We start from the raw sequence: 25,043 nt of genomic DNA, 5'->3' as shown, positions 1-25,043 counted from the left end.
TATTAACTAGATGAATTTGACATAATACTCTAATCGAAAGGATGGTGAGATAAATATGGATATGGTCTATTTTGATGATGCTTAACCAGCTTAGGACATATAGCAAAGAAAACCATAACTTGACCGTATGAAAAAAATAGAGTGGAGGATTGAGATTATGTATAAAAAGAAATCGATATTATGTAAAATTACTTCTATTGTTATACTTATACTATTCGTCTTTTCATTTTTGGATTTGAATGCCGTTGCATCTGCTGAAGACACAGGTGATTCTAAACTAATCAGACAAACAACTGCCGGAACTATTGAAGGTACAACAGATTCTAACAATACACTTGTGTGGAGAGGTATCCCTTATGCAACCCCTCCTGCGGGTGATCTTCGCTGGAAAGCGCCGCAAGAACCGACACCTTGGACAGGCATAAAAAACACCACTTCATTTGGCAACTCATCAGTGCAATGTGGTACGGGAAATCAAATAGCTGGATCCGAGGACTGCCTCTACTTAAATGTTTGGCGCCCAGATACAACAGAAACAAATTTACCTGTAGTTGTTGAAATATATGGAGGGGCTAATACTTACGGTTCAAGCAGTAATCCAATATACTGGGGAGATAATCTTGCGCATAAAGCGAATGCTATAGTCGTAACAATAAATTACAGGTTGGGTATACTGGGATGGTTTGCCAATGACGCTCTGAAAACTGGTGATCCACTAACCGATTCAGGTAACTTTGGTTTGCTTGACATTATTAAGGCTTTGAAATGGGTTAATAAAAACATTAGCAATTTTGGAGGAGACCCTGGTAACGTAACTGTATCCGGAGAGTCCGCTGGTGGTTTTAATACACTTGCATTGTTACTTTCTCCAGAGGCAAAAGGTCTTTTCCATAAAGCAGCAGTACGCAGTGCTATTCCACAGGGAATACCCATGGATCTTGCAAAGGTTGCTTCGAATAATTTTATAGCTTCACTTTTGGTTCAAGATGGTCTTGCTGCAGATACAACCAGCGCACAATTAAAAATGTTAGGTATGAGCAAACAACAAATATCTGCATACTTAATGTCTAAAACTCCGGAAGAGCTGATGAAACAATATACAAGCTCTCCAATGATGGGTATGTATATATGGCCTACAAACTATTCGGATGGTACGGTAATAGTTCCTGAAGGTCACCTTGCTTTTGCATTAGGCACTTACCCGAATAAAGTCCCTCTAATGATAGGCAGCACCAAGGATGAAGTCAAGCTTTTCCTATCTATGTTGGGCGGTCTTGACAAAGATCCTACAGTTTATGGTCCTGTTACAAAACATGTCAACCTATTGTGGAAAGCCATGGGAGTTGACGATATTGCCAATAATATAGCTTCAAAATGGTTTTATCCGCCAGTATATGCATATGAATTCAATTGGGGCACAATCGAGGCTGATGGCTCCAGTGTACTTCCAGGAGATAAAGGATATAAATATGGAGCCATGCATGGATTGGATATATTTTTCTATATGGGTAATATAGATCTTATAGCGAATGCTCCGGTTGAGGATGCTAATCCATATAGTGGCTTATTTACCACAGAAAACTTGCCTGGGGCTCAAGCACTTTCTAATACTATAATCGATTATTTTGCTAAGTTTATCCGTACTGGAGATCCTGGAAAAGGCTTGAGTAATACCGCCGTTGAATGGAAGAGATGGTGCAGTTTCAATGGCTGGGATAAAGCAATTATCCAGGATGCTACTTTAACAAATACCAATATTAAGATGGTAAACACAGAACTTAAGATATCGGATGTAGTTGGAAATATATTATCTCAGCCTCAAAAAGTAATAGACATAGTAAAACGTCTTATTGATTCACTTGGAGGCGGTTTGGGCGGTTTGTTACAACAATAATAAAGATATCTTTATCTATAGTTAACTCAACAAAGGAGAAAAACTTTATGGAAACAATTAAAACACCTTTTCCGCGATTGGTCGCGGGTATCTTTATTGGTTATGGGCTGATGCTCATGGGGTTCATGACCACCGCCGCACTATTGGTGCCACTTAGGGTTATGGCTATAGACCCTAAGAGTTATGCCACATCCTATGGTCTGGTGGCAGGCGTAAGTGCATTTTTTGCTTTAATCGGCAACCCGATTGGCGGTGCCATCAGCGATCGAAGCAATGTGGCTTTCGGAAGGCGCCGTCTCTGGATTTTAGTGGGTTCTCTGATTGGCTCATTCTGTATCATGTGTGTTTTATTCTCGAAAACCGTTTTAGGCGTAGTGATAGCATGGTCAGCATCACAGTTTTTCTTTAATTTCAGCTGGGCGGCTTATACGGCTTTGATTCCCGATCAGGTTGAGGAATCCAAACGCGGTACTATGTCAGGTATATTTGGTGTTATCGTACCAGTTTTTATGACTGCAGGAATGATATTGATTAATGTCATCGTCAATGCCACCGATGCAGTTAAGTTCACCACGTTCGCATGTATTGGCGTTATCGGGCCAATTATCAGTTTATTTATTATAAAAGAAGGCAAGATGGAATTCGTGAAAAAGAGTGATAAAATCTCCGTTGGTGAAAGACTCAGCAGGGTTTTCCCAAATCCCAAAAAATATCCTGAGTTTACATGGGCTTTATTCTCGAAGTTCCTGCTGATGATGGGCTATGCCAGTTCGCTGTATCTGACCGTTATGCTGGGTGACCGCATGCATATGAATCAGGTACAGATCACAGCCACTTATTCTACAATAATGATTATCGGCTTTATTTTCACCGCTATTGCCAGCCTTGCGGGTGGTTTTTTATCAGACAAAATCAGAAAGCAAAAAGTCTTCCTTTATGTTTCCAGCGTTATTATCACAATCGGTATTGTGATGTACGTTATACCAAACATTACGGGCTTCTTTGCAGCAGCAGTGATGATTAGTATAGGCGGTGGCTGCTTTATGGCGGTGGATACGGCTATGGTTACCCGCGTTCTTCCCAATAAAAAGGATACTGCAAAGGACTTTGGAATCATGAATGTCGCCAATTGCTTACCGCAATCGCTGGTGCCTGCAATAGCACCGCTGCTTCTTTCGGTTGGGGGGTGGAACTTCTTTTACATATTCCTTGCGCTCATGCCGATTATAGGAATCTTTACCATTCGGCCTATACCTGAAGTGGGTCATAAGCTGAAGTCAGAAAGAGAAGTGGAAACAAATATTCATGCTAAAACGATAGTGTAAACAGAATAAAGAGGTAAGATATATGGTTCATTCAGAAGTATAAACTGCTGCTGAACTGAACGTTAGCCCGGACACCAAAAAGGGGGGATGCAATCTCTTTCAGATTCACCCCCTTTGTCTGTTTTTATATTTAAAATAAAAATGTCGCGTTATCATAACATGATTGAATTAACTTGCAAAACCATTTTTTACTTTGTACGCCAATGCTGAAATCGTTTGAGATTCTATTTCTGCGAACTCATATTGCTCTAATAAACTAATTAAGCCACTGATAATAAAAGAAACCGTTAATCGATGAGTCATATTTTCTCGATTCATACAAGTGGCCTTATCCAATACTTTTTCGATCATGAGTTGTTTCATTTTACAAGAGCTTGATGCAAGACTTGGCGATTTAAGAAATGGCATATAAAGTGCTCGGTTTTTTTCAAACATATTTATCAAACTCACTAAGAAAATATCGAATTTATCAATAATATCTTCAAACTCAAATTGATCTATAACAACACAAAACTCATCTATAATAGTATCTCTTAAGCAGTCTGCACAGTCATAAATGTCTGTGTAGTGCAAGTAAAAGGTACTTTTATTTATGTTTGCAGTTTCGCATAAGTTTTTAACTGTTATATCTTTCATGCTCTTTTCTGTCAAGAGTTTTGCAAAAGCTAACTGTATCGAATCTCTTGTTTTTTTTATACGTCTGTCTCCCATTTTTGTACTCCTTAATAGACAAATTGAAGAGTTAAGTTGTTTTATAGACGAAAGGCTAAATGTTGGTGGTTGATGAATAATAGCCGTATCAATATAATAGACTCAAGTCTATAATCAGATATTAGTTTATTATCTGATAATTGTCAAGCATGGTCATTTTTAACAAGAATAAGAAGGAGTTATCAAAAATATTATGGAAGGTGAGACGATGACAAAGAGCACTATATTTGAACCATTTGAACTGGATGGAATTACTTTTAAAAATCGAATACTAAGATCTGCAACACTCGAGGGATTAAGCGATGAGCAAGGCAAACCGGCAGAACAATTAATCAGAAAACATATCGCTTTAGCAAAAGGAGGTGTGGGTGGTATCATTACAGGCTTTATAGGCGTTAATCAACAAGGAAAATCAACGGATTTTATGGCTATGATTAACAATCAAGAGAGCCTGGATCGTTTTAAAGATTTAACAAGCAGAGTACACGAATTTGGTACGCCTATTATAGCGCAGTTGAACCATTGCGGGGGGCAGGCAAAGCGAGAAAGTTCACACATGCCGGTTGTTGCCCCATCAAAAATAAGTGATTACAAAGCAAAGGAGATGTCAGAGCTTGAAATAAATGAAGTCATTGAAGCTTTTGCAGGAGGCATAAGAAATGCAAAGGAAGCAGGCTTTGATGGTGTTCAACTTCATATAGCACATGGGTATTTACTCTCAGAGTTTGTTTCACCAAGAATGAATAAAAGAAGAGATAAATGGGGTGGTAATACAGAAAATAGATTCAGAATCATTAAAGAAATATTTGAAAAAGCCAAAAAAGAGGTGGGTGATTATCCCATAATTGTGAAGCTTAACGGGTTTGAAACACTTAAAAATGGAATGACTATAGAAGAGTCCATAAAAATTGCGAAGTTACTTGAACAGGTAGGTTGCAAGGGAATAGAGGTATCCAACGGAACATTAAAGGCTGGAATGTCTACAATGCGTGGTCAAGTTCCATGGCAAATGGTTATTGCACAAGATAAAAGACTTAGAAGACTTCCAGGCTTCATGAAGTCCGTTGTTGGATTTGCTGCAAAGAAAGCCGTACCACAACCGCAACCACATAAACTTTATAATTTAGACGCAGCTGCTGCCATTAAAAAAGCAGTTAAAATTCCTGTTATTGTAGTAGGTGGGATAACAACGCTGAATGAAATTGAAGCAATTATTAGCGAAGATAAGAGTGATTTAGTCTCAATGTCTCGCGCATTTATAATAGAACCAGATTTAGTTAATAAATTCAAAGAAGGCAAACAAACGCAGTCAAAATGCATACATTGTAACTATTGCATACTAAGTCCTGAAAAGGGACCCTTGAAATGCTATTACGGAACAGTGCCACAACAACCCCAATGAAAAGTGCTCTGTTAGAGCAAGTATACATGACGCACTATCCGTACCGCTTATGGAAGCGCAAACGAACATGGAAAATACGCTCGGCACATACATTTTTATATCATTTGTTGTAACCAAAATGGTTTCATCAATATTGGAGGCTTATGAAATGGAAAGAAATATTATCTTTGTTTTTTCAGGTACAGGCAACAGCTTATGGGTGGCGAAAGAAATCGCAAAAGAGCTGCAAAATTGTGAAATTGTGTCTATGGGCTGTAACAGCGAATATCTTTTATCAGGTGAATATTGCAGGGTGGGGTTTGTATACCCGGTTTATGGTGGGGGATTGCCTTTAAAAGTGCGGGAATTTGTTTCGCGGCTTGATTTTTCAAAGAGTAAAAATTTATATACTTTTGCGGTTTCAACTTGTGGCAAGCTCTCCCGCGGCGGCAATTCAACCAGGCATCTAAGTAGGATACTGAAAACCAAGGGTACCGCTCTTAATTATGGTGCAAAGCTTGATGTGTTTGCAAATTATGTCGTTTTATATGAAATGGAATCTGCCGCTAAAGAAATAGTCTATCAATCGGCAAAGAATTTGCAACCAATTATCAAAATGATTAAAGATAAGATTGACAAAAAAGCTAATATTGCAATTAATCCTGTCCAGCACTTATCTAATATAGCCCTTAGTCATTTTTTACCCGACTTTTTACCAAATATGGATAAAAAGTTTAATGTATCAGATGATTGTGTGAAATGCGGTATTTGCATGAAGGTCTGTCCGGTAAACAACATTGATTTTGAAGAAGGCGGAAAACCTCTGTTTCGGCACCATTGTGAACAATGCGTTGCATGTATTCAAAACTGCCCCACAAAGGCAATCAATTATAAGAACAAAACGCAAAAAAGAAGACGCTATGTCCATCCTGATATCTCATGGAAAGATTTGGCGGCACTAAATGGTTATACTGAATAGAAATAAATGTTGATTATGCTTCATGCCGATAAGGGCGGTGTATTTAAGGGGAAGGCAAACAAGGCAGTCAAAATGCATACATTGTAACTATTGTATACTAAGTCCTGAAAAGAGACCCTTGAAATGCTATTACGGAACAGTACCACGAAAATGAAATTTTGATAAAGCGAAATGGAGGATTAATATGAAAGTATTTAGTGAAATCAAATTGGAAAATATGACCATTAAAAATAGAATTGTGCGATCGGCAACACACAGTATGTTAGGAAATTTGGATGGTACAATTAGTGAAGCAGAACTGGAGATGTTCGAAGAACTTGCAGCAAATGAAGTGGGCATGATTATTGCTGGTCAATTTTTCGTATCTAAAAGGGGTATTGCTGCACCTGGTTCAAATGAATTATCAGAAGATTTCCATATAGATGGTGTCAACAGGATTTTGCCTGGAATCAGACCCTATGGAACAAAAGTGATTGCACAAATCAATCATGCGGGAGCAAAATCGTACTCAGAAGATAAAATAAGTGCATCTGCAATTGAGTTTGAACCTGGAAAGAAAGCTAGAGAAATGACTATAGCAGAAATAGAATCTTTAAAAAATGATTTTATAAGTGCCGCTTTCCGTGCTAAACAAGCGGGGCTAGACGGTGTACAAATACACTGTGCTCATGATTATTTATTATGCCAATTTTTAACGCCCTCTTTTAATAAGCGAACTGACAAATATGGTGGAAGCTCAGAAGGACGATTTTTAATTGTTGAAGAAATCATATGTGGCATTAAAAATAAATGCGGTACAGGCTTCCCTGTTTTTGTGAAAATAAATACAAGTGCAGCCGAAGAAAATGAGCTTTATGTAAATGATTTAAAGAAAATGATGCCTAAGTTTAAGCTATTAGGTGTTGAAGCGGTTGAATTTAGTGGCTCTAATTATAAGTATATGAAGTATTCGGATCACAATTACTTTGTTGAAGCGGCTATGGAAATAAAAGGAGAGACAGATATTCCAGTTATAGTTGTTGGAGGTATACGCGGTTTTAATGATATGGAAGCTGCCCTGGATGCAGGAGTAGATATGGTATCGATGTGCAGACCTCTTATTAGTGAACCAGATCTAATTACAAAGCTTAATAGTGGCCAGCTAAAATCACGTTGCACAAGCTGCAATAAATGCTTCATAGCAGGCAAAAAAAGATGTATTCTTAATTAGCTCATCAGTCTATACTCTCAAATCACAGCATAGCTATTCTAAGTGGCATTTACAGCCTCGGATATGTTATATTGAACGGTAAATAGTAGAGCTTTTGATAAGACAGGTAAAGATAATGAAATTTGCAGGGTATATATTATTGTCTTTTGCAGCCCAAGGACTATAGAAAGTTAATAGATTGTAGTAGTTATCCCGGAGGGATGTTACATTAAAGCGTCAGTAAAGATTAAGGGGTATTTGCCCTTGACAAAATAAGTATTAGGGTATAATATTATTATCGATTTGAGCATGTTCAAACAAACACTCAGGGGTGAAAATTTGGAAGAAGTAAAGAGTAAGATATTACTGGCGGCAAAAGAATTATTTGCCAGGCAGGGATACAAAAAAACAACTATCAGGCAAATTGTGGAAGAAACGGGGGTGTTAACTGGAAGTATCTATCACTTTTTTAAAAATAAAGAAGATATCTTTCAAGCACTAGTTCTGGAATTGTTTAACCGGTGTGAAAAACTGGTGAACGAACGTTTTGATGAAAAAGAAAGTCCTGCTTTACGGTATGCTGTTATGTGTGCAATAGAATTAAGAGCAGTTAGAATGAACAAATTAGTGTGTGAATCTTATTATGAAGCCTATAGCTCCAATGCTATACTAGAGCAATTGACCATGTGTGCCTCACAAAGATCTTATGAATTATTTCGGAAATATAATCCTAATTTCACCATGGAAGATTATTATATCCGTACTTTAATGATAAAGGGTGCAATGCGCAGTTGTATTGTAAGCTGCTGTCTGGAAAGGGATATTACATATGAACAGATGCTGAACACTTTTCTGGAAATTAGCTTAAGCACATTTAATGTTAATCAGATCGAAATAGAACAGGTTACTGGACGAATTCATGAAATGTATGAAGATATTATTGATATGGCCTTTATGGTAGGAGAAGAAGGTTTTACTGATTAAAGAGAATATCCACTTTGCTTAAAGTGGATATTCTTTTACGCATATTTGAACATGTTCAAATATGCGGCGTTTCAATATTAAATATATATCAAAGGAAGGAATGTAAAATAGTATGAGATTAAAAAAAATCAGGATGAAACAGAGTGAAAAGAACTCTCTCTGTGTGTGGAAAGATAATGCATGGATTACCTTTCGTGCAGTATTGGACGCAGTACCAGATAATGGAACAGAGGAGCGGAATATGCTGGAACGAGTCTCCGATGATCTCATTGGGTTTTTAAAAAACATAGATACTCTTCAGCCAGAGCTGGAAAAATTAATTCGACTTGCCAAAGAAAATGATGCAGAGATTACTTTGGAAGGTGAAGAGATAATACCATTCCAACCATTGTTTTATAGGGATTTCATGCTTTGCGAAAGGCATTTAATTAACAGTTCCCGTGAATTTACGAAACGCTGGATGCCACAGGTGATGCCTTTTGTAAAAATTTATGAAGCTTTCATACGAAAACCATTTCCCACTTTTCATCCTCAAAAACCATGGTATGACAATCCGGTATATTACAAAGGAAATATCCTCTCTTTTGTAGGTGATAGTGAATCTATAACATTTCCTCAATATGCTACTGTAAAGGACTATGAACTGGAACTAGGGATAATTATCAGCAAGGATATATTGAATGCTACTGAGCAGGAAGGCTATGAGGCAATCGGTGCATTTTGTGTATTTAATGACTTTAGTGTGCGTAATGTACAATTAGATGAAATGAAGAAAACTGGATTTGGACCATGCAAAGCCAAAGATTTTGCAAGTTCAATTTCATCTGTGGTCGTTACCGCAGATCAAGTACTCCCGGTTCTGGATACATTAAAGACTAGAGTGTATATAAATGACAGGAAAATCGCAGAAGGACAGCTGAATGAATTTTATCATTCAGTTGGAAAAGCAATTGCCTATGCTTCTAAAGGAGAAAAAGTGTATGCCGGAGAATTTATGGCAACTGGAACGATACCGAACTGTTGTGGAATGGAGAATGGTGTTTTTTTGGAAGATGGAGATGTAATTCGGCTAGAAATTGACCGAGTAGGCAGCCTGACAAATTTCATTAGCAGAAAGCTGCTGTAAATACCAAGTGTTTCAGAATTTAGATGTTTTACAGAAGACGAGAAATAATAATTTCAAACATTATAATAATTATTTGCGCACCCGCTATTACCATGGCGGAATTTTTTATCGTAAGGAAAAACGCTTATATCAGGATTTTCCGATAGTTTTCTTGGCATGTCCAAAAATTGTTTTATAATACAAACAAGGGCAGAAACCAAAAGAAACTGGTTCTGCCCTTAATAACTATCAACATATTTTACATTAGTTTTTAGAGTTTACACGGAACTTGAAACTCTCTCCGTTTAACTTTTATCTTACATTGCTTTGCATTCTACGGCACATTTTTTGCATTCATCAGCACATTGCTGGCAGTGTTCATCTTTGAATTGTGTACATCCTGTAGCACATTCTTCACAGATGGTAGCACATATCTTACAGAATTCCCTGGCGTGCTTTGCATTCATTGTCATCAGGCAAGCTGCTTCCTTGCAGACACTCGCACACTCCATCATCATAGCAATATGGGTGGTTCTCTGAGCAACATCTGGCTCCTGCAAGCATAATACAGCGCACTCGTGACATGCCTGAAAACAACGCAGGCACACATCAATACACTGCTGATAATTGTTTAATGGTTTTCCTACAATACTCATTTATCAATAACTCCTTTGCACTATTTTTTAGTATTGTTTGTGTAATTGGCAAAAGTATTCATTTTTTATTCGATATGAGAAAGGAATGCATATGGGGTGTAAGGGAGTAGCAGATAAAATATTTTGAGCTGTAATTCAATTTGACAGTTCAATTTCCGGCAACTATAATAAAAGAAAATTGTAATGAACAAAGCCTTTAAATGCAAAGGCACTTGAGGGTTTTATTGTTTACAATTTTTGATTAAAAGATCAGGAGGGTTAACAATGTAATTTCATTTGACGCTGCCTGATGTTCAATTTCAAAAAACAGAGTTCTCTTGGCCTGAAAATTACGAAGAGATTTGTAATAAAATTAGTGATATGATTTCAACTGCTCGAAAAGGTGCAATCCAGGCAGTTAATAGCGCACACGTTATGCTGAACTGGAACATTGGAAAATTTTATAAAAAGTCAAGATGACAAAAAAGATGCAATTTGGTACGATTTTACCAAAGAAAATATTGACAGCCAACTTTCTGCAAACTGATAATTGATTTAGAACACACAAAATAAGCATTATGCAAAGTGGACATAGCTCTCAATTTTGTAAAAGAGAATTAAGACATTTCTATAATTTCAAATTTAAAGGAGAAATACGTGGAAAATTATTCACAAAAAGAATTAGATGCTGCGTTACAGCTCATATCCTCTACCATCGACAAGTGTGAAAAGATGCAATTAAAATTTGGAGAAGGTACATCACAGTATTCTCTCTTAAAGAATAGAATTAAAGCTTTGTATATTTCAAAGGATTTGATAGAAAATGATAGTAATATTGGGATGTATACTCAACCAGATTTAGAAAAAGCATTAGCACCTGTGCTTTCAATCATAAACAAAACCGAGAAAGCTCAAATCAAGTATGGTGAGGGAACTGTTCAATACAGGCGGTTCGACCCTATCATAAGTGCAATGTATATTTCCAAAGTCTTTATAGAGAACGAAATATCGAAACGAACGCAGTAAATTCAAATTTATATAATGAGAAATGGAGGCTATAGGCTTTGAAAGTCAGTATGTATATTAGTGGCGCTGTTCGCCAATTCAGTTATTGGTTTGCGCATGGAACATTGGGCTACCCTATTTTAGAGGGAATTGATTATACTGATTCCACAATGAAAGAGGAAAGCAGTTTTGTGGAGCAGGCTTTTGCAATATTTATGAATAATTTGGAGCTGGACAAAGATGGAAGTGTTATAAATTACAAATATTGTGAGCAACGGGCAGCACAGTATATTAGAAGCTACTTTGAAGTTAGTTATACTGTTCAGCCACCATTGGAAAGCTGGGAAACAGAGCTTTATCCTGTAAGTAAGGAAAGTTACGCAAAATAATATAAATAATGAACATAATAGGAACACATTAGCCCACAATCTCTCAAAACAGAGACTTATTGAACAGAAATAACAATTAACAAGAATTTTGACGAGCAGATAATTCTTGAAGGAGGAGACCGGAGAATAAACATGAAGAACAGAACCTACATCTCAATCGACCTAAAATCTTTCTACGCTTCGGTCGAGTGTATTGAACGAAGGCTTGATCCGCTGACTACTAACCTTGTTGTCGCTGACGTAAGCCGCACCGAAAAAACCATCTGTCTCGCCGTTTCTCCCTCCCTCAAAGCATACGGTATTTCCGGTAGGGCGAGGCTGTTTGAGGTCGTACAGAAGGTCAAGGAAGCAAATGCGGCACGGCTGCGCAAAGCACCGGGGCGAGTTTTTTCCGGCATTTCCTGCAACGATACTGAATTGAAATCTTCACCGGGTCTTAAGTTGAACTACATTGCTGCTCCACCGAGGATGGCGTATTATATAGAGTACAGCACACAGATTTATAATATCTATTTGAAGTACATCGCGCCCGAAGATATTCATGTCTACTCCATCGACGAGGTATTCCTTGACGCCACCGATTATCTGAACACCTACAATCTTTCAGCCCGTGAGCTTGCCAGGAAAATTATCATGGATGTACTTAAAACAACCGGCATTACAGCAACGGCAGGAATTGGCACAAACCTGTACCTTAGTAAGATTGCTATGGATATTCAGGCAAAGCACATACCGGCTGATAATAACGGTATGCGTATTGCCGAGCTGGACGAAATGAGCTACCGTCGCTCCCTGTGGTCACATCGGCCTCTAACAGACTTTTGGCGCATTGGAAAGGGATATGCCAAGAAACTGGAGGAGCATGGCCTCCTTACGATGGGAGATATTGCAAGCTGCTCTCTCGGTAAACCTGCCGATTACTACAACGAGGATTTACTGTACAAGCTGTTTGGCATCAACGCTGAATTGCTGATCGACCATGCGTGGGGATGGGAGCCATGCACAATTGCCGATATTAAAGCGTATAAACCAAGCACAAACAGTATTGGGTCAGGGCAGGTGCTGCACTGTGCTTATGCTTTTGACAAAGCGAAGCTGATCGTGCGGGAAATGACTGATCTGCTGGTACTTGATCTGGTGGATAAAAGGCTTGTGACCGACCAGCTTGTTTTGACGGTCGGGTATGATATCGATAATCTAACAAACCCGGAGAGAAAGAAATCATATCACGGGGAAATCACTACTGACCGCTACGGACGCAACCTTCCGAAAGCCGCACATGGTTCAATAAATCTTGGCAGGCAGACCTCCTCTACAAAGCTAATACTGGATGCCGTTACAGAGCTGTTTGAACGCATCGTTGATAAAAATCTCCTGATTAGAAGAGTCAACATCACAGCAAATCATGTTGTTGATGAGGCAGCTATTCAAAAGACGGACAACTTTGAACAGCTTGATCTTTTTACGGATTACGCGGCTGTACAGGCGAAAAAAGAGGAGGAAGAAGCCGAGCTTGCACGAGAAAAAAAGATGCAGCAAGCGATGCTGGAGATAAAAAAGAAGCACGGCAAGAACGCCATTCTAAAGGGAATGAATCTGGAGGAAGGCGCTACCACAGTAGACCGGAACAGGCAGATTGGAGGGCACAAAGCATGACGAAGACATATGAAGATATTATTAATCTACCACACCATGTCTCTGCGACACGTCCTCATATGACAGCTATTGACCGAGCAGCTCAGTTTTCCCCCTTCGCCGCACTGACCGGCTATGATGCCGCCATCAAAGAAACCGCAAGACTGACTGACGAGAGAGTAAAATTGGACGAATATATGAAGGACGTTTTGAGCGAAAGGCTGCAAATCATAGCAGATCGGATCAAAGAGCATCCTGAAATCGTAATTACCTACTTTCAGCCGGATGCGAAGAAGAATGGCGGTGCCTATGTTACTGCTGCCGGTACGGCTAAAAAGATAGATTTATATGAACGGGTGGTTGTTATGACTGACGGTACAGCGATCCTCATTGATGAAATAATTAGCATAGATGGGCAGATATTCGAAACTATGTGTGATGGATGAATAACGATAAATAAGAATTTATGGAGGAATCTTATAGTAAAAGTTAGAGTTATCGTCTTTGATTTATTTGAGACATTGCTTCCTGATATTAAATTTGATTTTTGACTCGGGTTTATCTTATAAATTATATTGAAGAAAATATGTGTAATGATATTAAGTATGATGAAGCAGCAAAAATGCTGGGAGTATCCGTATTTCACTTTCAGCGTTTACTCTCTTTTCTGACAGGAACACCAATTGCAGAATATATCAGGTGTAGAAGGATGACTTTGGCGTGTTTTCGATTGGATATTGCTATGCAGGATTGGGCATAAAATGAATAGCAGTATGAAATATGGGAAGGTTGCCGCATTGGTGGTTTTGATGAGGAAAGCGTTTTCTGGAAAAAATATGAAACGTAAAGAGAGTATGTTCCAAGTTTTCTATATTTTCATAATTAGGTCTTGAATTCCATAGCAAAAAGCTATACTATTATTCTTGGATTGAAAACTTAAACAGGGGAGCTCATAGTAATGGGCTGAGAGGAAGCTGGTCTGCTTCGACCCATAACCTGATTTGGATAATGCCAACGTAGGGATCATAAAGCAGAGTATAAGCTGTATATCACTATATTGGTGATATGCAGTTTTTTTATGCAACCGGAATAATCCTGTTGCGAAAAAAATCCTGCCGGGCGGAAGGACATGGGAAAAATACAGGGAATAGTTTCCAGTCAAACAAAAGAAGGGAAGGAAAACATAAAATGAAGAACTGTTTGGAAAATGTAAGAAACACAATGCCGCTGGTTCATAACATTACCAATTATGTCACTGTAAATGATGTAGCAAATGTACTGCTGGCATGTGGCGGAAGTCCGATTATGTCAGATGAACCAAAGGATGTAGAGGAGATTACAAGCATCTGCGGAGGGTTGAATATTAATATTGGAACCTTGAATCAGAGGTCAATTGAAGCAATGTTTCTTGCAGGCAGAAAGGCAAATGTATTGCATCACCAGGTGCTCCTTGACCCTGTCGGAGCGGGAGCAAGCACCTTGCGGACAAATACTTCACTTGAATTAATAAAGCAGATTAAATTTACTGCCATCCGAGGCAATATATCCGAGGTCAAGACACTTGCTTTAGGCAGTGGCAGCACCAAGGGTGTTGATGCCGATATAGCAGATAAAGTAACAGAGGATAATCTAGCAAATGCTGTTGCATTTGTAAAAGGATTTTCTTTGAAAATCGGAAGTGTGATTGCTGTTACAGGAGCAATTGATCTGGTATCTGATGGGCATTATTGTTATGTTATTCGTAATGGCAGACCTGAAATGGGACGTATTACCGGAACCGGATGCCAGCTTTCCGGACTGATGACTGCATTTCTTACAGCAAATCCGGATGAACCGCTAAAGGCAGCAGCTGCTGCTGTATGTGCCATGGGGCTTGCAGGTGAAATTGCCTGGAGCTATATGAAACCGGAGGATGGCAATTCAACTTATCGTAATCGTATTATTGATGCGATTTATCATATGGATGGCGAAACCTTGGAAAAGGGTGCAAAGTACGAAGTTTTGCAAAAGGAGATATAGAAAAATGCAGATAAAAAGAGAAGAGCTTCTTCTATACGCAGTAACTGACCGTACATGGCTTGGCAATGAGACCCTGTACAGTCAGGTTGAGAAGGCAATAAAGGGCGGGGTAACATTTGTCCAATTGCGAGAAAAGCATTTGGACAAAGGACATTTTCTGCAGGAAGCTATCGAAGTACAGGAGCTTTGTAAAGAATACAGCGTTCCCTTTGTCATTAATGACAATGTGGAGATAGCATTAGAAATGAAGGCAGATGGTGTACATGTAGGCCAAAGTGATATGGAGGCAGGAGCGGTACGGGAAAAGATTGGGCCGGATAAAATCCTTGGGGTATCAGCGGAAACGGTAGAACAGGCTATTCTGGCAGAAAAAAATGGCGCTGATTATCTTGGAGTCGGGGCGGTTTTTCCTACAGGCTCTAAGGACGATGCAGAAAACGTCAACCATGAAACCTTAAAAGCTATTTGTACAGCGGTAAAAATACCGGTTATTGCAATCGGTGGAATTTCAAGAGAGAATGTACAGGAACTGAAAGGGTCAGGTATTGTAGGCATTGCTGTTATCAGCGCAATCTTTGCAAAGCCGGATATCGAAGAAGCTGCACGTGAATTAAAAGAAAAAACAAAGGAAGTCATTCATGATTAGAGGCGTGATATTTGATGTGGACGGGGTATTGTTAGATTCTATGCCTATGTGGAGTCATATTTCGGAATGGTACCTGGAAAGCCTTGGACTTGTACCGGAGAAAAATTTAAGCCAGAGGATATTTGCCATGAGCATGGCGGAAGGGGCGAGGTACCTGAAACAACAGTATGCACCTATGCCAGGGGAAGAGGAGATACTCGATGGAATCAGTAAGCTGCTTGAAACTTTTTACAGAGACAAACTGGAACCAAAACCCGGAGTGAAGGAAACCTTGCAATGGATTTCACAGAGGAAGGTACCAATGATTATCGCCACATCCTCGGATAGTAAGGCAGTGGAGGCTGCACTGGAAAGACTGGATATTAAAAAATATTTTTTGGATATTCTGACCTGTACACAAATCGGAGCAGGAAAAGACCGGCCGGATATCTATATCGCAGCGCAAAAAAAGATGAATTCACCTACAAAAGAGACAATTGTTGTGGAAGATGCGCTGCATGCATTGCGAACGGCTTCTGCCTATGGTTATCCCACGGCCGGAGTCTATGATGAGGCCAGCGGCAAAGACCAGACAGAGATTATGTCAATTGCTGACTTTTATACCAGGCAGCTTAGCGCTGAATTTATGGAGGATATTTTTCGGATATTATAGTAACAAAGCGGAAAATCGGGGGCACCACTTCTTTCCGCTATAGAAAATTAATGCAGAAAGAAAAGAGGAAAATGAAATGAGAACAGCATTAACAATCGCAGGAAGTGATTCCTGCGGAGGCGCCGGAATTCAGGCAGACATTAAGACAATGACTGCAAATGGAGTATATGCCATGAGCGCAATTACGGCATTGACGGCACAGAATACAACCGGTGTGACAGGAATTATGGAAGTAACACCGGAGTTTTTAAAGGAACAGCTGGAGGATGTCATTACGGATATTCGTCCGGATGCCATCAAGATTGGAATGGTCTCTTCGGGGAAGCTGATTTCAGTAATCGCAGAGACCATTACCAGATTTGAATTGGTTAACATTGTAGTGGACCCTGTTATGATTGCCACAAGCGGGGCAAGATTAATCTCTAAGGAAGCAATTGAGGTACTAAAGGAACAACTATTACCGAAAGCAAATATCATTACACCCAATATACCGGAGGCAGAGGTCCTTGCAGGGTTCCCGATTAATTCAGGGGAGGATATGGAAAAGGCAGCAGAATTGATTTATCAGAACTTTCACTGCAATGTGCTTTTAAAGGGCGGACACCAGTTGAATGATGCAAACGATCTGTTGTTTACCGGTGAGGGTAAGCAGTGGTTTAAGGGAAAGCGTATCCATAATCCGAATACACATGGGACAGGCTGTACGTTATCAAGTGCGATAGCATCCAATCTGGCAAAGGGCTATACAATGACAGAAGCAGTTGAATATGCCAAAAATTATATCTCCGGTGCACTGGCGGCCATGCTGGATTTGGGAAAAGGCAGCGGTCCTATGAATCATGCATTTGCGATTAGCGGCGAGTACAAGGAGATAAAGTAAATGGAAAAACGTACCTCGGTTTTAAATAATGGTTTGATTTGGGCTGGAGCAGCTATTTCATTGGCTGAGATTCTAACAGGAACCTGTTTTGCTCCCCTTGGAATGGTAAAAGGTATTATTGCAATTCTGATTGGCCATGTGATAGGATGTACCATGTTCTTCTTGGCCGGAATTATTGGCGGTAAGACCAGATTGTCTGCAATGGAAACTACAAAAAGAAGTTTTGGAGTATGGGGCAGCAAATTCTTTGCATTTTTAAATGTACTTCAGCTGGTTGGCTGGACAGGTATTATGATTTATGACGGTGCTGTTTCGATTAATGGAATTATGGAAACAGGAAAATGGATCTGGTGTCTGGTTATTGGAGGACTGATTATTGTATGGATTCTGGTGGGGATCACAAATCTTGGAAAAATAAATGTCGTTGCCATGACACTGCTTTTTCTGCTGACATTGCTTTTATGCAGGCTGATTTTCTTTACAGGTGCTGCACCAATTTTTGAGATGGAAGGTAACATAGGCTTTGGCGCGGCAGTAGAACTTGCAGTGGCGATGCCATTGTCCTGGCTGCCATTAATCAGCGATTATACGAGGATTGCAGAAAAACCTGTTGCAGCAACATTGACCAGTGCAGCTGTTTATGGAGTTGTAAGTAGTTTTATGTATACCATCGGAATGGGAGCAGCAATTTACACAGGAGAATATGATATTGCTGCGATCATGGTAAAAGCCGGACTGGGTATTGCAGGGCTTCTCATCGTTGTGTTTTCAACTGTTACCACAACGTTTTTGGATGCCTATTCTGCCGGAATATCTTCAGAGACTATATGGAGTAAAATTAACGGAAAAAAAGCTGCTATTCTTGTAACAGTACTTGGTATGGCCGGTGCAGTATTTTATCCGATGGATGATATTACAGGATTCCTGTATTTGATTGGTTCCGTGTTTGCACCGATGATTGCTATTCAGATTGCAGACTACTTTATCTTAAAAAATGACAGCAGCAATGGAAAGTTTGATTTAGGCAGATGTATCATCTGGCTGATGGGTTTTGTCTTATACCGCTACTTTATGCAGCTGGATTTTGTCGTGGGAAGTACATTTCCTGATATGATCATTACTGTGCTGCTTACAGTAAGCTATGGATATATCAGAAGAAAGAGGAGTATATAGCTGTAAAAAGAAATGAAAATATACTAGTAGATACAAATGACTACATATTGATTAAAATATTGAAATTAAGGTTGATATATAAAAGAATAAGGCAGAAAGATTAATACTTTTAAATTTTGATTTCCTCCTTTGCTATTTTGGTATGGTTGGCGAACCTACACTTATTATAGCATTGGAGGTTTTTTCTTGAAGCTAGAGCTATGGGGGTCACACCTGCATAGCAGATATCCGCCTACATGTTATGGAGATGAAAGCGAGTTCAATTGATTACAATTTTTCAAAAACTAGTGTAGCTTGAATTCTGTCTCCGCCAAGCAGGCCTTTGCTGGCTGCTGAAGAAGTAGTTATAGTATGTAATCTATACCCTTTACCAGCTTGTTCATTTATAACTTTTTCTAATTCAGTTAAGTTGCCTGAACCTGTGCCAATAAACTTTTCTTTTAAAGTAACTTGCAAAACTACATATTCCATAATAGTTTCATCCTTTCCTTAGTTCATATATTTGTATGCTTATTTTTGTACATAGGGTATTACAGTTCCTCCCTACTTTTGCTTACTTTTCCATACATACTTTACAACAATTGTTTGCAATATGCAATATTTTTTTACAATATTCATAGTCCTCTATCATCATTAAATGGTATTGACAACAAAGTAGTCACAGTGTATAGTGTGTATGTGAAAGCATCACACTAAGGAGGGACGATATGAAAATATTAATTTCAAATACTTCTGAAAGTCCTCTTTACCAACAAATTAAAGACCAAATTATAGACGCTATCTTAAAAGGCGAATTAGCAGAAGGTGATACTTTACCATCTATTCGGGCGTTTGCAAATGATTTGAAGGTGAGTGTTTTAACTATTCGACGGGTCTATGATGATTTGGAAAAAGAAGGATTTGTTAATAGTCAAATAGGTATTGGGACATTTGTTTCTACAAGTAATATTGAGCTACTACGAGATTCAAAACGCCGTCTTGTAGAACAAAAAATGCAGGATATGATACAAATGGCAAAATCACTCGGAATTAGCAGACAGGAATTAAATGAAATGATGAATATTCTATTTGAGGAGGAATAAGAATGGAAAACATTTTAGAAATTAGTGGCTTGAATAAATCTTACGGGAACTTCTCTTTGCAAGATATTTCATTTTCGTTACCAGAGGGTTGTATTACTGGCTTCATTGGTATAAATGGAGCAGGTAAAACCACCACCCTAAGGACAATTTTAGGTTTGACCTCAAAATCATCTGGCAATGTCCGATTGTTCGGAATGGATATGAAAACAAACGAAAAACAGATAAAAGAGCGAATTGGGATTGTTCTTGACGGCGGAGGATTTTATGATGAATTGAGCCTGTCAGAAATGAAAAGCATTGTGGCTTCGGCTTATAAATCATGGGATGAAACAAAGTACAGAATATATCTTGATAGATTTTCTCTAGGCCCAAAACAGAAAATCAATACGCTTTCAAAGGGTATGCGTATGAAATACGCTTTAGCCCTTGCTCTATCCCACAAAGCGGAACTGTTGATTATGGACGAACCGACAAGCGGGCTTGATCCTCTTATTAGAAGTCAACTTCTCGATATACTAAAGGAATTTATGAATAATGGTGGAAGAGGTGTTTTCTTTTCAACACATATAACATCTGATTTGGATAAAATCGCTGATATGTTGATAATGATTGACAACGGAAAAATCATATTTCAAGAGGAAAAGGATATTCTGCTTGACAGTTATAGAATAGTCAAAAGTGATTTGAAAGACCTCACGAAGGATACGGAAAAATTATTTGTGAATATCAGTAAAACTGCTTTCGGATTCACAGGTATTACTAACCAGCTTGAAGATATCAAAAAAGCTATGCCGGACGCTATTACAGAACGTACAACAATAGAAGATGTTATGCTGTGCAATATCAAAGGAGGTAAAAAATAATGTTATTTCAATTGGTAAGAAAAGACTTTCTGCTTGTTAAAAAATATGTGCTGATTATGATAACTATATATATTATCTTTCCTTTGTTTTTGGTTTGGAGACTTCCGGAATATGCAGGAATATTGGGCTTCGTTCTAATAACGATTTACTCAGTATTTATGCTTTTACAATATGTATCCTTGAAAGAAACTCAATATCCTAAAGCGTCGGCTTTGCTATGTGCTTTGCCGTATCCTCGTAAAGACGTTGTATTATCAAGATATATTTTCTGCCTGATTATTTACTTGGTGTGTTGCTTGGTCTTTGGAATTGAAACACTTATGTTTCCACGATTAGGTACTTTTGGATTTACAATGCCTGTTATGTTATTTCTGGTAATTTCTTTAATCCTTAGTATTTATTTGCCTGTGCATTATAAATTAGGATTTGAAAAAACAAAAATCTTTTTTATAATTATTATAATGGCATCTTCTTTTGCATTTCCACAATTTATAGAAATTAAAAGCGGTATATATTTAAGTTTTCTTGACATGCTTAGTCCTACAATATTATTAGGTGGTGTCATTTTATTTAGTATTATTATTTTGGCGGTATCTGCAACTATATCTATGCAGATTTATAAAAAAGCAGATTTATGATAATTCAAAAAGGGGGATTGTTTCGCATTCTGTTGACGAAAAAATCCATACTTCCAGAAATAGAAGGTAAATTTCACGATTTAAGTTTTGAATGCTAAGGCCCCACTAGGCTTAAAGGGCATCTTTTTATATCATTTAGTGACAATTTGTAGTAAAATATGAAAAAACTATAAGGCATTAGGGATGTTGCTATTATTCATTTGTCCAATTTTTATTTTGTTTACAGTAGTAAACGCGGCTTATTTACTAAAGGATTGCAGCAGAAATTTGGTCATAATACAATGTTGATTTTTCAGGATGTTGTGCGCAGAGACATCTGGAAGATTGAAGGCAAGCTGTTTATGCAGTCCATAGCACTGCAGCTGCTATCATACATCAGGAAGCAGATGGATAAGAACAATCTGTTCAAAAGATATACCATGCAGTTTTGTACCTTAAGAAAAGGGAAGGGAAAGGACATAAAAATGAAGAAAATTGGTACTATTTTTACGATTATAGGAACAATATTAATGCTGTTTATTGTATTTGCTACCATTATGGTTTACCAGACTTATGCGGATGCTTCTCTAAGTACGCTTTCAAATGGTTATTATAGTCTCATTATAATTAATTTATTGTGTTTTGCTGTTGGTGGCTTCTGTCTGGCTTATAAGCGGTTAAAAAAATGGAGTGGGCAGATAAAGCTAACGCTGGAGACAAGAAAGGCAAAGAGAAGACCGGCAAAAAAATCAATATCCCAGCAGAAGGCTCCGATTCCGGCCGCAATCCGGTTTCAAAAACCGAGTGTGCCTGATAATGTGTCACAACCACAGTGGATTCAGTCATTATACCTTTGTGAGAACATTCATCCGCTGGTTATGATAAGGTATATTGTGGGAATTATAATGATGGTAGGAACATTATTATCAATACCGGCTTTGGCGGATATGCTGCCGCCAGATTACGAATTGGCCTACATAACAGTTGCGACTGTATTATTTTGGAGCGGAGTTCTGATCTGGAGAGCAGCCAGGAGTAATATAAAGCTGCAAAAGACAACGGGTTTTGTAATAACAATGGATGGTTTTCTCTATTATCTTAGTATAGACCGGAGGATATATCAGAATAACAGGATGCCGTTCACAAAGCTCGGAAGAATTATATATAATAGCAAGAAAATTCAACAAATAAGTGAAGCCGAGAGAACACAGGAAGCATTTTTAAATAGTAAAGAGGCAAAAGAGGAAATTGAAGAATGCCTGAATGGAAATCAGGTCCGGGATCTACTTTGTATAACCCGTATGGATGCACCGCATATATTGCGAAGAAATACAAGTAATATTCAAATAAAGTTTTGGAATGAAAATCCGAATCGTATCGAAAGGATAACTTTATTCAAGAATAACAAAGGATTTGAGCAGATTTTAAGTGCCATAAATAAACTGGACCAGAAAATTGACTACAGAGAATTTCAAAAGGTTCTGCGCAGTAAGTGATTACGGCAGCAAGGAAAATTGCCATGACAAAGGGTGAAGTGAGGCTGAAAATGAAAATCTGGACTTAATAAGATTGGACAAGAAATTTGAGATTACATCGAGAAGTTAAAGGTAGAACACACAGGCAAATAGAATTTGTCGAGTAGTTTTGAACTATCAAGATTTGTGGGCTGTTTTTCTATATTTAAGCAGAAGAAAAAAGTTCGTCTCGTCTTGCTTTCTCAATGTTGTATTTATTCTTTTTCAGGGGTATTATGAATATATTAGTTTATTGGTGCGAACCAAAGAACAGACAAGGTGAGGTGCTGTTTATGGATAAAAAAGAACAAATTCAGATGATACAAGAAGATTTTAAGAATGCACAATCGGTTTTGACAGCAATTGGAGATGAAACACGCCAGATAATACTTCTGGTTTTAATGGAATCCGATTGCAAAAGCGGAATGCGTGTTGGCGAAATTACGGCAAAAACACACCTCTCGCGCCCTGCCGTATCACATCAATTGAAAATATTGAAGGATACAGGGATTGTAAGAATGAGAGAAGAAGGGGCTAAAAACTACTATTATATCAATGTTTCTGCGAAATTAAATTTATTAAAAAAATTGGTTTTGGATATTGAACATTTGATTTTGAGTTAAAAGACGGCGGCCTTAAGATGGTACTCAAATATGATATGCCGTTGGTTATATCAAAGAGCTTAGCGAGTTTCCATATCCTTCTTTGGAAGGGGAAAGAAGCAATTTTCATATAGTGACGAAATCGACTGTGTGAATGAGAATATTGAGGTGTGAATAATGAATAGGAATAGTACCGTAAAAATTGATATAGAAAAATGTATTGGCTGTGGGCTATGTTGTAAAGACTGTCCTCACCACGTGCTTGTGCTGCAAAACGGGAAAGCCGTAATGCTGGCTGAAAAATGCCTTGAATGCGGCCATTGCGTTGCTATATGTCCAAAAGACGCTTTTACTATGAGCGGATATGATATGAATGAAGTCAAAACATATGATAAAAACATCTTCGGTATTGATGAAGATATTCTGCTCAACACAATACAGTTCAGACGGTCGGTAAGGCACTATAAGGATGAGCAGGTCGAAAAGGAGATAATTAAGAAAATTGTAGAAGCAGGACGATTTACTCCTACCGGCAGCAATAAGCAAAGGATAAGATACATCGTTGCACAAAAAAGCATTCCTATGTTTGAAAATAACGCACTGAAAACATTCCGGAAGCGAAAACGTCTGGCGGAAGTCGTGAGCAAATTTGTCAAGCTGCCTTATGATCTAAGCGGATACAAATTAGAACCGGGCTTCTTTTTCCATGGAGCGCCAACAGTCATTTTTATTATTTCGGATGATGATGTGGATGCCTCACTTGCATCGATGAGTATGGAATTGATGGCCGAGGCTATGGGGCTTGGCACATTGTATGTCGGCTTTTTCACTGTAGCGGCAAAACGAAACAAGAGGATTAGAAAAGAGCTTGGTCTTACCAAACAAGAAAATGTAGTGACTTGTCTTGCAATCGGATATCCCGATGTTAAATATATGCGGACAGTTCCTAGGAAAAAGGCTGATATTGAATGGCGATAGAAGCAAATATATAAGAATAATTGGAGGTGATTTTATGCGCAGTGCGATAGAAAATAGAGTTTCACGGAGAAAGTTTGAAAAGGAGCCGATTACAGATCAGGAAAAGGAAAAAATCATTTTTCTGACTAACCAATTAAATGAAGCATCCGGTTTAACAATGGCATTCATGGAGGATGGAAGCGGTGCTTTTCAGAAGTTAAGAAAAAGTTATGGACTATTTACCAATGTGCGTTCTCTTATATTGATGAAAGGCAAGAAAGAGGAGAAAGATTTAAAGGAAAAGGTTGGATATTACGGAGAAGATTTAGTTCTTGCTATAACTGATTTAGGTTTGGGAACATGTTGGGTTGGAGGCACCTTTGATAAGGATGAATTAACTATTGATAGTGGCGAGGAATTGGCTTGTGTTGTCGTAGTAGGTAAAGTGGCAGTTCCCTCACTAACAGAAAAAATGGTGCGGTCAGCTACACATAGAAAAGTAAAGAGCATAGCAGAGAGAATCATAAGCGATCAACCTTTGCCTCAATGGGTACAAAACGGAATGAAAGCTGTATTACTCGCCCCAAGTGCCAAAAACACACAAAAAGCAATATTTAAGTATGAGAACAACATCTTAAGTGCTCAAATTGCGGATGATTATTCAATGGATTTGATTGATTTAGGTATTGCAAAGAAACATTTCGAAATAGGGGCAGGAGGAAAATTTGAATTTGGAAATGGCAGGATTTTCCATTTGAGCTAGTATTATATGTTATCGGGGTTAAGGTTTATAGAGCGAATAGTAA

The 25,043-nt window shown here is 38.3% G+C and carries 26 protein-coding genes and 1 riboswitch; of the genes, 23 read left to right on the top strand and 3 right to left on the bottom strand.

All coding sequences use genetic code 11. The features are described 5' to 3' along the window. Positions 1-157 precede the first annotated feature (157 nt). Both BUF11_RS18320 and BUF11_RS18315 read left to right on the top strand, forming a co-directional pair. On the top strand, positions 158-1,894 hold the full coding sequence (locus BUF11_RS18320) for a carboxylesterase/lipase family protein (protein WP_073590314.1): 1,737 nt from the start codon (positions 158-160) through the stop codon (positions 1,892-1,894). A gap of 47 nt (positions 1,895-1,941) precedes the next feature. Then, a complete protein-coding gene (locus BUF11_RS18315) occupies positions 1,942-3,219 on the top strand; it encodes an MFS transporter (protein WP_073590313.1) in 1,278 nt (425 codons plus the stop codon). 168 nt (positions 3,220-3,387) lie between these two features. On the opposite strand, the gene BUF11_RS18310 is transcribed toward BUF11_RS18315, so the two are convergent. Beyond that, a complete protein-coding gene (locus BUF11_RS18310) occupies positions 3,388-3,930 on the bottom strand; it encodes a TetR/AcrR family transcriptional regulator (RefSeq protein WP_073590312.1) in 543 nt (180 codons plus the stop codon). A gap of 193 nt (positions 3,931-4,123) precedes the next feature. Here BUF11_RS18310 and BUF11_RS18305 point away from each other — a divergent pair, with 193 nt between their 5' ends. The 5 genes from BUF11_RS18305 to BUF11_RS18285 all read left to right on the top strand — a co-directional run bounded on the left by BUF11_RS18305 (position 4,124) and on the right by BUF11_RS18285 (position 9,589). After that, a complete protein-coding gene (locus BUF11_RS18305; RefSeq protein WP_242952409.1) occupies positions 4,124-5,332 on the top strand; it encodes an NADH:flavin oxidoreductase in 1,209 nt (402 codons plus the stop codon). Between the two features lie 148 nt (positions 5,333-5,480). Beyond that, positions 5,481-6,290, top strand: a complete 810-nt coding sequence (locus BUF11_RS18300) for an EFR1 family ferrodoxin (protein ID WP_073590436.1) — start codon at positions 5,481-5,483, stop codon at positions 6,288-6,290. 184 nt (positions 6,291-6,474) lie between these two features. After that, complete coding sequence (locus BUF11_RS18295; RefSeq protein WP_073590311.1) at positions 6,475-7,500, top strand: NADH:flavin oxidoreductase; 1,026 nt, start codon at positions 6,475-6,477, stop codon at positions 7,498-7,500. Positions 7,501-7,818: 318 nt separating this feature from the next. Next, positions 7,819-8,463, top strand: coding sequence for a TetR/AcrR family transcriptional regulator (locus BUF11_RS18290; protein ID WP_073590310.1), 645 nt, complete (start codon positions 7,819-7,821; stop codon positions 8,461-8,463). Positions 8,464-8,626: 163 nt separating this feature from the next. Next, on the top strand, positions 8,627-9,589 hold the full coding sequence (locus BUF11_RS18285) for a fumarylacetoacetate hydrolase family protein (protein ID WP_242952408.1): 963 nt from the start codon (positions 8,627-8,629) through the stop codon (positions 9,587-9,589). 296 nt (positions 9,590-9,885) lie between these two features. Here the strand turns inward: BUF11_RS18285 and BUF11_RS18280 are convergent, their stop codons facing one another. Further along, positions 9,886-10,224 carry a four-helix bundle copper-binding protein gene (locus tag BUF11_RS18280; protein ID WP_073590308.1) on the bottom strand — a complete coding sequence of 113 codons (339 nt, stop codon included), beginning with the start codon at positions 10,222-10,224 and terminating at the stop codon, positions 9,886-9,888. Between the two features lie 636 nt (positions 10,225-10,860). Between BUF11_RS18280 and BUF11_RS18270 the strand changes: the two genes are divergently transcribed. From BUF11_RS18270 to cytX, 9 genes are all read left to right on the top strand, one after another. Then, a complete protein-coding gene (locus BUF11_RS18270; RefSeq protein WP_073590306.1) occupies positions 10,861-11,229 on the top strand; it encodes a hypothetical protein in 369 nt (122 codons plus the stop codon). Between the two features lie 38 nt (positions 11,230-11,267). Then, a complete protein-coding gene (locus BUF11_RS18265; protein WP_073590305.1) occupies positions 11,268-11,597 on the top strand; it encodes a DUF7677 family protein in 330 nt (109 codons plus the stop codon). Between the two features lie 132 nt (positions 11,598-11,729). Then, complete coding sequence (locus BUF11_RS18260; protein ID WP_073590304.1) at positions 11,730-13,253, top strand: Y-family DNA polymerase; 1,524 nt, start codon at positions 11,730-11,732, stop codon at positions 13,251-13,253. Beyond that, positions 13,250-13,678, top strand: a complete 429-nt coding sequence (locus tag BUF11_RS18255) for a hypothetical protein (protein ID WP_073590303.1) — start codon at positions 13,250-13,252, stop codon at positions 13,676-13,678. Before BUF11_RS18260 ends, BUF11_RS18255 begins: the two co-directional genes overlap by 4 nt. Positions 13,679-14,164: 486 nt before the next feature. Next, positions 14,165-14,272, top strand: a riboswitch (TPP riboswitch). Positions 14,273-14,420: 148 nt separating this feature from the next. Then, positions 14,421-15,251, top strand: coding sequence for a hydroxyethylthiazole kinase (gene thiM, locus BUF11_RS18250; RefSeq protein WP_073590435.1), 831 nt, complete (start codon positions 14,421-14,423; stop codon positions 15,249-15,251). A gap of 4 nt (positions 15,252-15,255) precedes the next feature. Then, positions 15,256-15,897, top strand: a complete 642-nt coding sequence (gene thiE, locus BUF11_RS18245; RefSeq protein WP_073590302.1) for a thiamine phosphate synthase — start codon at positions 15,256-15,258, stop codon at positions 15,895-15,897. Next, positions 15,890-16,549, top strand: coding sequence for an HAD family hydrolase (locus BUF11_RS18240; protein ID WP_073590301.1), 660 nt, complete (start codon positions 15,890-15,892; stop codon positions 16,547-16,549). Before thiE ends, BUF11_RS18240 begins: the two co-directional genes overlap by 8 nt. A gap of 76 nt (positions 16,550-16,625) precedes the next feature. Then, a complete protein-coding gene (gene thiD / locus BUF11_RS18235) occupies positions 16,626-17,429 on the top strand; it encodes a bifunctional hydroxymethylpyrimidine kinase/phosphomethylpyrimidine kinase (RefSeq protein ID WP_073590300.1) in 804 nt (267 codons plus the stop codon). Further along, entirely contained in the window at positions 17,430-18,602 is a 1,173-nt protein-coding gene (gene cytX, locus BUF11_RS18230) for a putative hydroxymethylpyrimidine transporter CytX (protein ID WP_073590299.1), read from the top strand. It begins immediately after the preceding gene. 267 nt (positions 18,603-18,869) lie between these two features. Here cytX and BUF11_RS18225 read toward each other — a convergent pair whose 3' ends face one another. Then, complete coding sequence (locus tag BUF11_RS18225) at positions 18,870-19,073, bottom strand: DUF4177 domain-containing protein (RefSeq protein ID WP_073590298.1); 204 nt, start codon at positions 19,071-19,073, stop codon at positions 18,870-18,872. 236 nt (positions 19,074-19,309) lie between these two features. Between BUF11_RS18225 and BUF11_RS18220 the strand changes: the two genes are divergently transcribed. The 7 genes from BUF11_RS18220 (at position 19,310) to BUF11_RS18190 (ending at position 25,000) form a co-directional block, all read left to right on the top strand. Next, positions 19,310-19,684, top strand: coding sequence for a GntR family transcriptional regulator (locus BUF11_RS18220; protein WP_073590297.1), 375 nt, complete (start codon positions 19,310-19,312; stop codon positions 19,682-19,684). 2 nt (positions 19,685-19,686) lie between these two features. Then, entirely contained in the window at positions 19,687-20,547 is an 861-nt protein-coding gene (locus BUF11_RS18215) for an ABC transporter ATP-binding protein (protein WP_073590296.1), read from the top strand. Next, positions 20,547-21,185: an ABC-2 transporter permease gene (locus BUF11_RS18210; protein ID WP_073590295.1), complete on the top strand. Its 639-nt coding sequence runs from the start codon at positions 20,547-20,549 to the stop codon at positions 21,183-21,185. Before BUF11_RS18215 ends, BUF11_RS18210 begins: the two co-directional genes overlap by 1 nt. Before the next feature lie 281 nt (positions 21,186-21,466). Beyond that, positions 21,467-22,660, top strand: coding sequence for a hypothetical protein (locus tag BUF11_RS18205; RefSeq protein WP_073590294.1), 1,194 nt, complete (start codon positions 21,467-21,469; stop codon positions 22,658-22,660). Between the two features lie 311 nt (positions 22,661-22,971). After that, positions 22,972-23,301 carry an ArsR/SmtB family transcription factor gene (locus BUF11_RS18200; RefSeq protein WP_073590434.1) on the top strand — a complete coding sequence of 110 codons (330 nt, stop codon included), beginning with the start codon at positions 22,972-22,974 and terminating at the stop codon, positions 23,299-23,301. Positions 23,302-23,457: 156 nt separating this feature from the next. Next, entirely contained in the window at positions 23,458-24,258 is an 801-nt protein-coding gene (locus BUF11_RS18195) for a nitroreductase family protein (RefSeq protein WP_073590293.1), read from the top strand. Positions 24,259-24,292: 34 nt separating this feature from the next. Further along, entirely contained in the window at positions 24,293-25,000 is a 708-nt protein-coding gene (locus BUF11_RS18190; protein WP_073590292.1) for a nitroreductase family protein, read from the top strand. Positions 25,001-25,043: the final 43 nt, after the last annotated feature.

The sequence above is a fragment of the Anaerocolumna xylanovorans DSM 12503 genome (assembly GCF_900143645.1).
GTDB lineage: Bacteria > Bacillota > Clostridia > Lachnospirales > Lachnospiraceae > Anaerocolumna > Anaerocolumna xylanovorans.
This window is presented reverse-complemented; position numbering and strand designations above follow the sequence as displayed.

Coding starts and splice junctions, on each gene's coding strand:
- BUF11_RS18320 (WP_073590314.1), top strand. CDS start 158: ATGTATAAAAAGAAATCGATATTATGTAAAATTACTTCTATTGTTATA.
- BUF11_RS18315 (WP_073590313.1), top strand. CDS start 1,942: ATGGAAACAATTAAAACACCTTTTCCGCGATTGGTCGCGGGTATCTTT.
- BUF11_RS18310 (WP_073590312.1), bottom strand. CDS start 3,930: ATGGGAGACAGACGTATAAAAAAAACAAGAGATTCGATACAGTTAGCT.
- BUF11_RS18305 (WP_242952409.1), top strand. CDS start 4,124: ATGGAAGGTGAGACGATGACAAAGAGCACTATATTTGAACCATTTGAA.
- BUF11_RS18300 (WP_073590436.1), top strand. CDS start 5,481: ATGGAAAGAAATATTATCTTTGTTTTTTCAGGTACAGGCAACAGCTTA.
- BUF11_RS18295 (WP_073590311.1), top strand. CDS start 6,475: ATGAAAGTATTTAGTGAAATCAAATTGGAAAATATGACCATTAAAAAT.
- BUF11_RS18280 (WP_073590308.1), bottom strand. CDS start 10,224: ATGAGTATTGTAGGAAAACCATTAAACAATTATCAGCAGTGTATTGAT.
- BUF11_RS18260 (WP_073590304.1), top strand. CDS start 11,730: ATGAAGAACAGAACCTACATCTCAATCGACCTAAAATCTTTCTACGCT.
- BUF11_RS18255 (WP_073590303.1), top strand. CDS start 13,250: ATGACGAAGACATATGAAGATATTATTAATCTACCACACCATGTCTCT.
- thiM (WP_073590435.1), top strand. CDS start 14,421: ATGAAGAACTGTTTGGAAAATGTAAGAAACACAATGCCGCTGGTTCAT.
- thiE (WP_073590302.1), top strand. CDS start 15,256: ATGCAGATAAAAAGAGAAGAGCTTCTTCTATACGCAGTAACTGACCGT.
- BUF11_RS18240 (WP_073590301.1), top strand. CDS start 15,890: ATGATTAGAGGCGTGATATTTGATGTGGACGGGGTATTGTTAGATTCT.
- thiD (WP_073590300.1), top strand. CDS start 16,626: ATGAGAACAGCATTAACAATCGCAGGAAGTGATTCCTGCGGAGGCGCC.
- cytX (WP_073590299.1), top strand. CDS start 17,430: ATGGAAAAACGTACCTCGGTTTTAAATAATGGTTTGATTTGGGCTGGA.
- BUF11_RS18225 (WP_073590298.1), bottom strand. CDS start 19,073: ATGGAATATGTAGTTTTGCAAGTTACTTTAAAAGAAAAGTTTATTGGC.
- BUF11_RS18220 (WP_073590297.1), top strand. CDS start 19,310: ATGAAAATATTAATTTCAAATACTTCTGAAAGTCCTCTTTACCAACAA.
- BUF11_RS18215 (WP_073590296.1), top strand. CDS start 19,687: ATGGAAAACATTTTAGAAATTAGTGGCTTGAATAAATCTTACGGGAAC.
- BUF11_RS18210 (WP_073590295.1), top strand. CDS start 20,547: ATGTTATTTCAATTGGTAAGAAAAGACTTTCTGCTTGTTAAAAAATAT.
- BUF11_RS18205 (WP_073590294.1), top strand. CDS start 21,467: ATGTTGATTTTTCAGGATGTTGTGCGCAGAGACATCTGGAAGATTGAA.
- BUF11_RS18200 (WP_073590434.1), top strand. CDS start 22,972: ATGGATAAAAAAGAACAAATTCAGATGATACAAGAAGATTTTAAGAAT.
- BUF11_RS18195 (WP_073590293.1), top strand. CDS start 23,458: ATGAATAGGAATAGTACCGTAAAAATTGATATAGAAAAATGTATTGGC.
- BUF11_RS18190 (WP_073590292.1), top strand. CDS start 24,293: ATGCGCAGTGCGATAGAAAATAGAGTTTCACGGAGAAAGTTTGAAAAG.